This window comes from Mesorhizobium sp. M7D.F.Ca.US.004.01.2.1 (assembly GCF_003997785.1).
GTDB classification, from domain to species: Bacteria; Pseudomonadota; Alphaproteobacteria; order Rhizobiales; family Rhizobiaceae; genus Mesorhizobium; species Mesorhizobium loti.
This window is the reverse complement of the sequence record NZ_RZRQ01000023.1, coordinates 22285-35095: the sequence shown is the minus strand read 5'-3', so window position 1 is coordinate 35095 and position 12811 is coordinate 22285. Positions and strand designations below refer to the sequence as shown.

Annotated in this window: 8 protein-coding genes and 1 pseudogene; 3 read left to right on the top strand and 6 right to left on the bottom strand. The window is 63.7% G+C overall.

Translation table 11 applies throughout. The features are described from left to right. Nucleotides 1–192, top strand: a pseudogene (locus tag EN993_RS37350) (hypothetical protein); the annotation flags it as partial. 33 nt (nucleotides 193–225) lie between these two features. Here EN993_RS37350 and EN993_RS06530 read toward each other — a convergent pair. From EN993_RS06530 to EN993_RS06520, 3 genes are read right to left on the bottom strand one after another with little or no spacing between them, the layout of a single operon-like run. After that, nucleotides 226–1110, bottom strand: coding sequence for an alpha/beta hydrolase-fold protein (locus EN993_RS06530; RefSeq protein WP_127262714.1), 885 nt, complete (start codon nucleotides 1108–1110; stop codon nucleotides 226–228). 25 nt (nucleotides 1111–1135) lie between these two features. Then, nucleotides 1136–3187 (bottom strand): Fe(3+)-hydroxamate ABC transporter permease FhuB, encoded by a 2052-nt coding sequence (fhuB, locus tag EN993_RS06525; RefSeq protein ID WP_127262713.1) that lies wholly within the window; start codon nucleotides 3185–3187, stop codon nucleotides 1136–1138. Beyond that, nucleotides 3180–4100 (bottom strand): ABC transporter substrate-binding protein, encoded by a 921-nt coding sequence (locus EN993_RS06520; RefSeq protein WP_164757559.1) that lies wholly within the window; start codon nucleotides 4098–4100, stop codon nucleotides 3180–3182. The genes fhuB and EN993_RS06520 overlap by 8 nt, the downstream gene beginning before the upstream one ends. Before the next feature lie 279 nt (nucleotides 4101–4379). On the opposite strand from EN993_RS06520, the gene EN993_RS06515 reads away from it, so the two are divergent. Beyond that, entirely contained in the window at nucleotides 4380–6482 is a 2103-nt protein-coding gene (locus EN993_RS06515) for a TonB-dependent siderophore receptor (protein WP_164757558.1), read from the top strand. A gap of 437 nt (nucleotides 6483–6919) precedes the next feature. Continuing rightward, entirely contained in the window at nucleotides 6920–7267 is a 348-nt protein-coding gene (locus EN993_RS06510) for a hypothetical protein (RefSeq protein ID WP_164548579.1), read from the top strand. 105 nt (nucleotides 7268–7372) lie between these two features. Here the strand turns inward: EN993_RS06510 and ggt are convergent, their stop codons facing one another. The 3 genes from ggt to EN993_RS06495 form a co-directional block, all read right to left on the bottom strand. After that, nucleotides 7373–9112: a gamma-glutamyltransferase gene (gene ggt, locus EN993_RS06505; RefSeq protein WP_127262711.1), complete on the bottom strand. Its 1740-nt coding sequence runs from the start codon at nucleotides 9110–9112 to the stop codon at nucleotides 7373–7375. 116 nt (nucleotides 9113–9228) lie between these two features. After that, nucleotides 9229–10521 (bottom strand): L-rhamnose catabolism isomerase, encoded by a 1293-nt coding sequence (gene rhaI / locus EN993_RS06500; protein WP_127262710.1) that lies wholly within the window; start codon nucleotides 10519–10521, stop codon nucleotides 9229–9231. Between the two features lie 102 nt (nucleotides 10522–10623). Next, nucleotides 10624–12726, bottom strand: coding sequence for a bifunctional rhamnulose-1-phosphate aldolase/short-chain dehydrogenase (locus tag EN993_RS06495; protein ID WP_109666613.1), 2103 nt, complete (start codon nucleotides 12724–12726; stop codon nucleotides 10624–10626). Between the last annotated feature and the right edge of the window lie 85 nt (nucleotides 12727–12811).

Here is a 12811-nt window from a genome sequence, read left to right as displayed (position 1 = left end):
GGCGGCTCCCGGCTGACTATCGGGAACTGCCTGGCGCGCATCTGCGCTGCCAGCGAATGCAGCGATGCCGGTTGGCCGGTTTACGCCTGCAGCGACGGAGGCAAGCGCAAGATGTCCGTCACGGACTTTGTGACGGCAACCTTCGGCGGCGTCTCCTACCGCCGATTGAGCGCCTCCCCTTCACAGGAATGACGGCGCGAGGCGCCGACCGCCTTGCTGCAGCGTTCAGCAAAGGGCGGTATCCTTCCTCAGCGCAAACGCCGCCTGAACCGCGCGATTGACGGTGACCGGCAGGATCGACATGTGGTTCTCGCCGGCATGCAGTTCGAAGCTCGCGCGCACGCCCGGGAAGGCATGGAGACGCTCCGCCATCGTCCGCGCGAATTCGTCGGTGCGTGTCACCTTCTTCTGCTGCAGGCGCTTTTCCTCGTCCTCGGCGCCGATCTGGAACGGTGCCAGCTTCTCCGTCTCGTATTCGCCGGCCGACAGGATCATGGTCGCCGTCAGGCCCTCGGGAACGGCGGCCTCGAAGGTTTCGAGAAAGCGGTCGATGGCACGATCCTCCCAATAGATGGTGGGGCTCGCCGCGATCCAGGTCTGGAAGGCCGAAGGCCGCGTGAACAGGGCGTAGAGCGCAAACAGGCCACCGAAGGAATGGCCGTAAAGCGCCTGGCGGCTTGCATCGACCGTGACCCGACTGGCGACCCATGGCTTCAGCTCGTCCTCGATGAAGGCAAGGAATTCCCCTGCCCCACCGGTCCGGACTTCGGGCGTGCCCTCGGAGAAGGGCGGATAGGTCTTGCCCGGCGGCGGGGCGAGATCCCATGAACGCCGCAGCGGATCATAGGCGCCCTCTACGGGATAGCCGATGGCGACGATGACGCCCCAGCCGACATTGGTGCCCGTGGGATAGAAGGCCTGCGCACGCATGGCGTCGACCGCTGTGCCGATGACGGCGTTGCCGTCGGTCATGTAGAGGACGGGCCAGCCGGCCTCGGGCACTGGCCCGGACGGCACATGCAGGAATACCCGCCAGGCGGCGCCGCCATGCGCCGGGACAAAGTCGTGGACCGTCGTGTCGGCGATCAGGGCTGGCATCGACTTGGACATGGATATCTCCACAGGGACAAAAAGGTCAGCGGCGGCGCAGCAGCCACATCAGCACCGGGCCACCGATCAGCGTGGCGACGAGACCGGCCGGGATCTGGCGCGGGAAGATGGCGGTGCGGCCGATCCAGTCGGCGGCGACCATGATCAGCGCGCCGGCGAGCACCGCGCCAATGGCCTGCGGCAGCGCACGGGAAAGGCCAAGGCGACGGGCAAGATGCGGCGCCATCAGGCCGATGAAGGTCAGCGGACCGACGATCAGCGTTGAGGCAGCGGTGAGCATGGCGACCACCAGCAGCACGAGAAGCCGCGTCATTTTCAGGTTGATGCCAAGGCCTTGAACGGCGGCAGGGCCGAGCGGCAGGATGTCGAGCCAGCGCATGAAGAGAGGCGCGAGCGCGAAGAGGCAGACGGCGATGCCACCGGTCAGCAGGGCGGCGCCGACATCGACACCATAGGTCGAGCCGGTCAGCCAGTTGAGTAGCAGCATGGCGCGAGGATCGCCGGTGGCGGTGAGCACCAGGATCAGCCCGTCGAACAAGGCCGTCAGAGCAACGCCGGCGAGCAGCAGCCGCTCCGGCGCATACGCGGCACGGCGGCCGATCGCCAGCGTCACCAGCAAGGCGGCGAAGGCGCCGATGGTTGCCGCCGCCGTCTGAACCGGGCGTCCGGCATCCGAGAGGGCAAACAGCGCTACCATCATGCCAAGCGCGGCACCGGCGCTGATGCCAAGCACTTCGGGGCTGGCCATCGGATTGCCGGTCAGCCGCTGCATCATCAGCCCGGCGAGCGCCAGCATCGCGCCGGCGCTCAGCGCGGCAAGCACGCGAGGCCACCGCCATGACAGCAGGGGCTGCAGCTCATCGCCGAAAGCGAAGGTCCAGCCATGCGGGCCCGGTCCATAGAGCAAGGCCAGCCCAAGCAGCAAAAGCAGAGCCAGGCCGATCACCGCCAGTAGGAGGCTCGGCCGGCTTGCGCGTGGCAGGCGCTCGGCGGTCAAGGCCGGGGCTTCCGAGCCAAGCGCAAGACGCGGCAGTAGCCAGAGAAGCAGCGGTGCACCGAGAAGTGCTGTGATCGCTCCGGTCGGCAACAGGTCGCCTTGCGGTCCTGTGGCGATCTGCACGGCCTGGTCGGCGGCCCACAGCAATGCCCCGCCGATCAGCGGCGCCATCACCAATTGCTGGCCCAGCCGTCGGGCGCCACCGATGCGCGCAAGCGTCGCCGCGGCCAGGCCGACGAAACCGATGACGCCGACGGCGGAAACGACGAAGGCAATCAGCGCGACGGCGGCCGCCAGCCCAGCGAAGCGATAGGCGCCGAGCGACACGCCAAGGCTGCGCGCGCCTTCGTCGTCGAGGCCAAGCAAGGTCAGTGGTCGCACCATGAGGAAGATCGCGAGCGCAGCAGTGCCGATGCGCGGCAGAAGCCATAGCGTCGTCGACCAGTCCTGCTGGCCGAGCGAACCGGCGCCCCAGATGAACAGGCTGGCCAGCCATTCATGCCGCAGCACAATGAGAGCGGCACCGATGGCGCCGGCATAGAGGCTGACGACCAACCCCGCCAGCACGACCGAAAGCGGCGACAGGCCCTTGTGCCAGGACAGAGCGAAGACGGCGGCAAGGGCCATGAATGCGCCGGCCAGCGCCACCCATTCGCGGCCGAAGGCAAGCAAGGAAGGCGACAGAAGCGTCGCCAGTGCCAGCGCCAGATAAGCGCCGGCCGAGACGCCGACCGTTTCGGGCGAGGCGAGCGGGTTGCGCAGAACCTGTTGCAGGACGGTTCCGGCAAGCCCGAGCGCCGCACCACACAGAAGGCTGACGGCAAGCCTGGGCAGGAAGGCGTAGTGGACAAGCACCTGCCGCATGTCGGCGATGTCGGGGGCGGCTAGCGATTGCAGCCAGAGCGCCGATGGCAGCTGCACCGTGAGGTTCGAGACGGTTGCCGCTGCCGCCGCCGCGAGCAGCATCGCGCAGAGCAGGATCGCGCCTACCGGCTGATTGCCAAGAAAGCTCCATGGGAAGGCCCGGCCGGCCGACGCAGGCTTTCCCCCTTGGGCAATGGCCGCAGCATCCTCAGCCACGGGCGGCCTCCGCGGCCATCGCCGACGCCAGGACCCGAGCAAAACGGCTGGCGGACGGAAGCGCGCCGAACATGTGGACGGCGGGAAGGCGTATGATCGAGCGGCTGCGCACGAAAGGCATGGCGTTCCAGACCGGACTTTCGGTCAGCGTGCCGCCGGCGCCCTCGGGCAAGGGTTCGAGATAGGCAAGGCGCGCGTCGCTGGATGTCGCCAGCCCGTCGATGCCGACGATCGAAAACCCCCAATAATTGGTCTCGGCCGTCCAGGCATTGCTGAGCCCGATGCGGTCGAATACCTCCTGAAACAGGCTCTTCTTGCCGTAGACGCGCACATTGCGCGGGTCCATGAAGCTGACGACATAGATCGGCCGCGCCGAAAGCGGCGCCAGTTGCTGGCGAACTTCCGAAAAATACGCATCCGTCGCCGCGATCAGCGCCTCGCCTTCGCTTTTCTTGCCGACAAGCCTGGCGAGCTGGCGGGTTGCCTCGACGGCGCGCTGATAGGGCTGCCCGGCTTCGGTATAGAGCCCGATCGTCGTCACCGGCGCCACGCGTTCGAGCAGCGGCTTGATGCCGTCGAGATACGGCATGGACAGGATGATGTCGGGCCTGAGCTGCTGCAGCAATTCGAGATTGGGTTCGAGCAGCGTGCCTACATCGGCGATCTCAGGCGGCAGCGGCGGTTCGACCACCCAGGTCTCCCAGATGTCGCGGCCGGCAATGGCGACCGGGTTGACGCCGAGCACGAGCAAGGTCTCGGCCAGCCCGTCATCCAGGCAGACGATGCGCAACGGTTTCGCCGCGGCAGATGGCGATGCAATTGCAGCGAAGGACAGGACGAAAAGTCCCAGCGCGCCGCGCCGGGTGATCCGGCCGCGCAGACGGTCAGCTCTGTGGGATTCAAGGACCGCCATTACCGCGCAGCGCCTGTGCGGAACGCCGGCTGGGCGTGGATTTCAGGCACGGGTTTTCTCCAACACGACGCGGTTCAAAAATCTGGCTGTCGGCAGCCGATGGCAGGTTGACTATGAAACATGAGTTTAATAGTCAACATTGAAGATGACTAAACGAGTCAACAATTTTAAATTAGCACAGGGCGGAATGATCCTGCGCGCATCGCAGCCATAAGGGTTATCGAGATGGGGTTGAGTGCATATCGTGCGGCGCGTCGGCGAAGCCGGGCCCAGGGCCTCGTGGTCGCATCGCTTTCGACCCTGCTTTGCACCCAGGCCCTTGCGCAGGAAGCCACGACCGAGCTCAACCCGATCAATGTCGAGGGAAAGAGCGACAGCCCGGTCGGACCGGATGACGGCTACATCGCCAAAAACACCACCACCGGCTCGAAGACCGACACGCCGCTGAAGGAAATTCCACGCTCGATTTCGGTGGTGACCCGCAAGCAGCTCGACGACCGCCAGCCGGGGCAGCTTGAGGACGCCTTGTCCTATCTTGCCGGCGTCACCATCTCGCCATGGGGCATCGACGATCGCTTCGACCAATGCCTGATTCGTGGCTTCGACCTCTGCACGTCGGCGATCTATCGCGACGGGCTGCCGCAGAAGGTGATCGATTTCTCCGGCTTCAAGATCGAGCCCTACGGGCTGGAGCGAATCGAGGTGCTGAAGGGACCGTCCTCGGTTCTCTACGGCGAGAACGAGGCTGGCGGCATGGTCAATGCCGTCACCAAGCGGCCGACCGACAAGCCGATCTATGACGGCTTCCTCAGCTATGGCAGCTTCAACACGGTCGAGGCCGGGCTGGATATAGGTGGCCCGATCGACGATGCCGGCGTGTGGTCATACCGGCTGACCGGTCTGGTTCGCAACGGCGAGCTCGAAACCGACTATTCCCGCAACGATCGCATTTTCGTCGCGCCGGCGCTCAAGTGGCAGCCGGATGCGCAGACCTCGCTGACCATCCTGGCCAACTACCAGTGGGACAGGCTGACGCCGATTCAGTTTCTGCCGGCGCAGTACGGCAATCTGCCACGCAATTTCTTCACCGGCTCGCCCGATTTCGACCGTTTCGATGCCAACCACGGCTCGATCGGCTACCAGTTCAGCCATGAGTTCGACGACCATTGGACGGTGCGGCAGAACCTGCGCTACTCGCAGCAGGAAACCGACTACCGCCAGCTCTATTATGGCGAATGGCTTGGTGGCCCGGACATGATCGACGACCATACGATGTCGCGCACCCTGTTCACCGTGGACGAGACCGCAAGGCTGTTCAACGTCGACAACCAGGCCGAATACAAGGCTGACTTCGGGGCGGTCGAAAACAAGCTGTTGTTCGGTCTCGACTACAGCAGGCAGTCGGTCGACGGGCGCAACGGCTACGGCGAGGGTCCGCCGCTGGACACCCAGAGCCCGGACTATTCGATCCCGGTCACGCCGCCGAGCCTCATCATTACGGATCGCGTGGAGACGATCAGCCAGGTCGGTCTCTATGCACAAAACCAGTCCAAGATCGCCGACCACTGGATCCTGACCGTCGGCGGCCGGCAGGCCTGGATCGACCACACCAATTTCGACCGGCTCGATGATGCAGGCAGCTACGATCAGAAGGACCATGCCTTCACCGGCAATATCGGCATCGGCTATCTCTTCGATAATGGCCTGACGCCCTACGCCAGCTATGCCGAATCCTTCACCACCAATATCGGCCCGACCCAGTCCGGAGACGCGCTGCTGCCTTCGCTGGGCAAGCAGTACGAAGTCGGCGTGAAATACGAGCCGACCTTCTTCCCCGGCTTCGTCACCGCTTCGCTGTTCGACCTGCGCAAGACCAATGTGCCGACGGCAGCAGCCAATCCCGTCTACCAGGTCCAAACCGGAGAAGTCCGCCATCGCGGCCTGGAGATCGAGGCTAACGCCGACCTGGCTTCCGGCCTCAGCATGACGGCGGCCTACACCTATCTCGACGCGAAGATAACCAGCGATGCCGCCGACATCATCGGCAACCGCCCGGCCAGGGTGCCGGAGCACCAGGCATCGCTGTGGACCAATTACGAGGTTGGCAGCGGCGTGCTCGAGGGCCTGAGCGTCGGCGCCGGCGTGCGCTATATCGGCGCCAGCTTCGGCGACAATGCGAACACAGTGAACGTGCCTGGCCACACGCTGGTCGATGCGGCACTGCGCTACAAGAAGAATGGCTGGCAGGCGGCGCTCAACGTCTCCAACCTGTTCGACAAGACCTACTATTCGACCTGCTATGAGGCCGGCAGCAACAAAGACCTCAGCTGCATCTATGGCGAAGGCCGTGTCATCAAGGGCAGCCTCAGCATGAAGTTCTGATGCATGCCAGCCTGCCTGCCAGTGATCTGGCATGCAATAGCTGAAGCGCGTCGCATGGACCCGTGACGATGCGACGCGTCCAGGGTCGCGATCAGACGCGGCCGTGTTCCACATTCGCGTTGGCGGCAAGGCGATTTGGCCTTCGTCATGGTGCTGTGTGGGGTCACCGCCACCGAGAATCGCTGCCAGCGAAGCCCAATCCACATCCCGCATCATTTTTCCTCCACGAATGCATTCCATGATAGAGGGGTCCACGGTCGCCTTCGGGCAGCCGTGTCCTGGATTGCCTGAGACAAAAGACGGCCGGGGCACGAATCAAAAAGCCGGCGGCAAGCCGCCGCCCGAGGGCGTTAAAGACCGGTCGAACGCCTCAAGGCAGCGCGATCGGGTTGCACTCGGCGAGGCTTGATGATTTGTTGCCGCTATACGGAGAACGAATGATGCGAGAGCCTGCCGGTCAAGATGAATATGGGTCGACGAACCCCTTCGATCCGGACGACCTGCCGACGTTGAACGCGATCGGTCCGAGCATGGGAAGCGGCAACGATTTCGAGAAATACGCCGTGGCCGTGATCATAGTGTTCGGCGCGCTGATCATTGGCGGGCTGATGGCCGCGTCGATGGTCTTCGGGCACCGCAACGGCTTCCTCTTCGCGCTTGGCGGTGCCACGTCTGCCTGGATATCCGGAAACGCATTGCTGCTCGACCGGCCGCGCATCTATGCGCTGTTCGTCGGCATTGCCGCCCTGATGCTGATTGCGTCCACCCTCACGCTGGTCCTGTGACGACCATCCTGGCTATGAGCCAACCCTCTTGAGCAGCGGGCGATCGACCCGAATCGCCACGCTGCTCCAAGCCCTTCCTCTGAGCTATCCCCGGCCTCGCTAACCTCAATATCCGAGCGCCTCGCCAGAGGCGGCGCGGCTGTCGATGGCGCCGTTGTAGCGGGCGCCGCCGCCCTTCTCGATTTCCGCCAGGCTCTTGCCGCCGACCAGGATGCCCGCTGCCTGGCCCCAGGTCTGGTCAGCGAGATCGAGGTGATAACCCATGCCGGCCAGCAGCTTTTCGGTGTCCGGGGACAGACCGAACGGCTCGATATAGACCGTATCGGGCAGCCACTGGTGATGGATGCGCGGCGCGTCGATCGCCTCCTGGATGTTCATGCCGTGGTCGATGACGTTGACGATGGCTTCCAGCGTGATGGTGATGATGCGCGAACCGCCGGGACTGCCAATGACCATGAACGGCTTGCCGTCCTTGGCCACCACGGTCGGGCTCATCGATGACAGCGGCGTCTTTTTCGGTTGGATGGCATTGGCCTCACCCTGGACCAGGCCATAGAGGTTGGGCACGCCGGGCTTCTGGGTGAAATCGTCCATCTCGTTGTTGAGCAGGATGCCGGTTCCGTCGGCGACGACGCCGGCGCCGAAGGATCCGTTCAGCGTATAGGTGACCGCGACCGCATTACCGTCATTGTCGATGATCGAATAATGCGTCGTCTCCTTGCTCTCGCCAAAGCCCTTCGGCATCAGGTCCTGCGACACGCCGGCCCGGAACAGGTCGATCTTGTCGCGGATATCCTTGGCATAGGCCTTATCAAGCAGTTTCGAGACCGGATTGTCGACGAAATCGGGATCGCCGAGCGCTGAATTGCGGTCGACATAGGCATAGCGCATCGCCTCGACCATGACATGGACGGTCTCGGCGGAACCGGCGCCGAGATAGGATAAGGGATAGCCTTCGAGCACATTAAGGATTTCGCAGATGATGACACCGCCGGAACTCGGCGGCGGCGAGGAGGTGATCTCGTAGCCGCGATAACTACAGGTCACGGGCTTCAGCTCGCGCACCGCATATTGCTCGAAATCCGGCTTGGCCAGGATGCCACCCTTGGCGCCGCTCGCCTTGACGATGGCGTCGGCGATGGCGCCCTTGTAGAAGGCATCCGGGCCTTTTTCCGAAATGGCGGCGAGCGACGCGGCGAGGTCGGGCTGGACCAGGCGCTCGCCGATGCCATAGGGCTTGCCATCGGGTTTCAGGAAGATGGTGGCAGCCGCGGGATCCTTCGCCAGCCGGTCGGCGCTGCCGGCAAAAGAGGCGGCGTCGCCCTGATTGAGGATGAATCCGTCCTTGGCGTAGCTGATCGCCGGCGCCATCAGATCCTGTCGGGACAATTTGCCGTATTTTTCGCGCGCCATCTCTAAACCAGCCACCGAGCCAGGCACGCCGACCGCGAGATAGCCGTCAAGGCTGGCGCCCTTCACCGGTTTGCCGTCCTTGTCGAGATACATGGTCTTGGTTGCCGCCAGCGGCGCGCGTTCGCGGAAATCGAGGAAGGTCGAGTTGCCGTCCTTGAAACGGATGGTCATGAAGCCGCCGCCGCCGATATTGCCGGCATTGGGGTAGACGACGGCGAGCGCATAGCCGACGGCAACCGCCGCATCGACAGCATTGCCGCCCTTCTTCAAGACCTCGATGCCGACCTCGGACGCCAGATGCTGGGCCGTCACCACCATGCCATGCTCGCCCTTGGCTGGCGCCGGTGATGCAGCGAAGACGCTCGTCAACGGCGCCAGGACGAAGGTGATGGAAAGACTGGCGGCGATCAATATCCGACGGTTGAGAGGCATGGCGGTTCTCCGGGCGGGGGACACCTAGAAGACCGTGTTGGACGGATCGAGTCCATTCACAAAGTGCCCCCTCACGAAGCAAAACGGTGAGGGGCAATATCGGACGAGAGTTCGCCTCAGACGATCCCGCCCGAACCACCGGCGACCGCCGGGCGTTCCGCGGCGACCTTGGCGCGGTAGCCCGCTGCCCGATAGGCGGCGACCGGATCGATGGCGCCGCCGGTCTTCAGCCGCGCCATGGCCAGGATCGGCTCGACATCGGTGCGGTAGGCGGCTTTCAGCGTCTGCGTCGCCATCAGCGCGTCGTTGTTGTCCTGGTAGCCTTCCAGCGCCTTGCGGTCGACAAGCAGCGCCTGCGCATAGGCGCGCTGCACTTCGACGGCCGACAGCATCAGGCTTTCGATCGGGTCGGTGACGTTGTGGCTCTGGTCGAGCATGTGGGCGGGATCGAAACCCTCGGCGCCGGAAAGTTCGGCGTCGACCAGTTCGTTGAAGACGAGGAACAGCCGGTAAGGATCGATCGAACCGGCATCGAGGTCGTCGTCGCCATATTTCGAATCGTTGAAGTGGAAGCCGCCAAGCTTCTTGAACTGGATCAGCCGCGACACGATCATCTCGATGTTGACGTTGGGGGCATGGTGGCCGAGGTCGACCAGGCAGAACGCCTTGTCGCCCAGCTCCTGCGCGATCATGTAGTTGGTGCCCCAGTCCTGCACGACGGTGGAATAGAAGGCCGGTTCGTACATCTTGTGCTCGCTGAACAGCTTCCAGTCGGCGGGCAGTCCGGCGTAGATCTCCTTCATGGCGTCGAGATAGCGCTCGAATGCCTTGGCGAAATTGACCTGGCCTGGAAAATTCGAGCCGTCGCCGATCCACACCGTCAACGCCTTGGAGCCCAGCGTCTTGCCGATCTCGATGCATTCGAGATTGTGCTCGACCGCTTGCCGGCGCGTGCCGGCATCGGCATGCGACAGCGAGCCGAATTTGTAGGAGAGCTTCTGATCCCTGGCGTCGGAAAAGGTGTTGGAGTTCATGGCGTCGAAGCCGAGGCCGAAGCGCGAGGCCGCCTGCTTCAGCCGGTTCGGGTCTGCCTTGTCCCACGGAATGTGCAGCGACACGGTCGGCGTCGCCTGCGTCAATTGCTTGATGACGGCGCAATCCTCGATCTTGTCGAAGATGTCGCGCGGCTCGCCGGCGCCGGGAAAGCGGGCAAAGCGGGTGCCGCCGGTGCCGACACCCCAGGACGGGATCGCGACGGCGAATTTCTCGACCTTGTCATGGATGGCGTCGATGGCAATGCCGCGACGGTCGAGACGCTCGCCAAGCGAGGCATAGTCGCGCTCGAGGTTGACCTTGCGCGCGGCGTTGTCCTTGTCGACGAGGTCGATGGAGATGACGGATTCGGACACTGCTGTTCCTCCCAAAATGCGTTCAGTCAGCGCTGCCCCTCATCCGCCTGCCGGCACCTTCTCCCCGCAAAACGGGGAGAAGGGAAGCGCTTCGACGTTGGCTCAGCGCGTAAAGCTCTGCGCGTTGCCCGCGTCGACATTGATGATGTTGCCGGTGGACTTGGCCGACATGTCGGAGGCGAAGAAATAGATCGCCTCTGCGATGTCTTCCGGGAAGACCGAGCGCTTCAGCATCGAGCGCGAGCGATAGTGCTCCTCCAGATCGTCGGTCGACATCTTGTAGGCGGCGGCGCGCTGTTCCTTCCACTCGCCGGTCCAGATCTTCGAGCCGCGAAGCACCGCGTCCGGGTTGACGACATTGACCCTGATCTGGGCTTCCGCGCCCTCCAGCGCCAGGCAGCGGGCGAGATGGATCTCGGCGGCCTTGGCGGTGCAATAGGCGGCGGCGTTGGGCGAGGCGGCAAGGCCGTTCTTCGAAGCGACGAAGACGATGTTGCCGCCGATCTTTTGCACCCGGAACAGCCGGAACGCTTCCCGCGAGACCAGGAAATAACCGGTCGACAGGATGTCCATGTTCTTGTTCCACAGCGCCAGCGTCGTCTCCTCGATCGGAGCCGAAGAGGCGAGGCCGGCATTCGACACCAGAATGTCGATGCCGCCGAACTCGACCGCCGTCTCGGCAAAGCCCGAAATGACCTGGTCCTCCGAGGTGACGTTGATCAGCACCGGGCGGACGAAATCCTTGCCATAGGCCTTGGCCAGTTCGTCATTGGCGCTGGCGAGCGCTGTTTCGTCGATGTCGGCCAGCACGACGCAGGCGCCTTCGCGCAGCAGCCGGTTGGCCGTCGCGCGGCCGATACCACCGGCGCCGCCGGTGACCAGCGCGATCTGGCCGGCAAGCGACTTCGGTTTCGGCATGCGCTGCAGCTTCAGATCCTCGAGTAGCCAGTACTCGATGTCGAAGGCTTCTTGTGCGGGCAGGCCGACATAGGACGAGACGGTCGATGCACCGCGCATGACGTTGATGGCGTTGACGTAGAACTCACCCGAAATACGCGCCGTCGCCTTGTCGCCGGCGAAGGTGAACATGCCGACGCCGGGCATCAGGTAGACGACGGCATTGGGATCGCGGATGGCGGGTGAGTCCGGGTGCTTGCAGCTGTCGTAATAGGCCTGGTAGCCAACACGATAAGCGGCGACATCGTCGGCGAGGCGCGCGATGACGGCATCGACATCGGGTTTTGCCGGATCGAACTCGATCACCAGCGGGCGGATCTTGGTGCGCAGGAAATGGTCCGGGCACGAGGTGCCGAGTGCCGCCAGCGGCCGCAAATCCCTGGAGTTGACGAATTCGAGCACAGCGGCGGAATCATCGAAATGGCCTGTTTTGTGGCTCTTTTCCGAGATCAGGCCGCGGATTTTCGGCATCAATTTTGCCGCAATGGCACGGCGTTCGGCGGCGTCGAGCGACTTGACCACTTCACCGCCGAAGATGGCCAGGCCCTCGGAGCGGCGCTCGAACCATTCGATCGCCTGGTTGATCACCGAGATCGTCGTCTCGTAGCATTCCAGAGGGGTGTCGCCCCAGGTGAACAGGCCATGGCTTTCCAGGATGACGCCCTTGGCGGCGGGATGTTCGAGGCAGAATTTCTCCAGCCACAGGCCGAGTTCGAAGCCGGGGCGCTTCCATGGCAGCCAACCGATGGCGTCGCCGAAGATCTCCTTGGTCAGCGCCTTGGAATCCTTGGCGGCGGCAATGGCGATGATGGCATCGGGATGCATGTGGTCGACAAAAGGCTTCGGCACGTAGGCATGCAGCGGCGTGTCGATCGAGGCCGCGCGAGGATTCAGGTTGAACGTGCAGTGAGGCAGATACCCCACCATCTCGTCTTCGTGCTCGACGCCGCGATAAAGGCCTTTGAGGGCGCGCAGCTTGTCCATGTAGAGCGTGGCGAAACCATCAAGCTTGATCGAAGCACTGTCGCCGCCCGAACCCTTGACCCACAGCACTTCGACGGTCTCGCCGGTGAGCGGATCTTTCTGCCAGATCTTCGAGGACGTGTTGCCGCCGCCATAGTTGGTGACGCGCTTGTCCGAGCCGAGCGTGTTCGAGCGATAGACCAGAAGTTCCGGCTCGCTCATCGCTTGAGCCTTGGCCTCATCCCACAGATTGGCGAGGCGCGCGCCGGTGCGCTTGTCGAGCATAGGGTATCCTCCCGAAAGGCACGCAAAGGTGCGGCCCATTTGGCCTGAATTTCCACGGAAGCATCTGGCTTGTCAATCATAAACG

Coding starts and splice junctions, on each gene's coding strand:
- EN993_RS06530 (WP_127262714.1), bottom strand. CDS start 1,110: ATGTCCAAGTCGATGCCAGCCCTGATCGCCGACACGACGGTCCACGAC.
- EN993_RS06520 (WP_164757559.1), bottom strand. CDS start 4,100: ATGGCGGTCCTTGAATCCCACAGAGCTGACCGTCTGCGCGGCCGGATC.
- EN993_RS06510 (WP_164548579.1), top strand. CDS start 6,920: ATGATGCGAGAGCCTGCCGGTCAAGATGAATATGGGTCGACGAACCCC.
- ggt (WP_127262711.1), bottom strand. CDS start 9,112: ATGCCTCTCAACCGTCGGATATTGATCGCCGCCAGTCTTTCCATCACC.
- EN993_RS06495 (WP_109666613.1), bottom strand. CDS start 12,726: ATGCTCGACAAGCGCACCGGCGCGCGCCTCGCCAATCTGTGGGATGAG.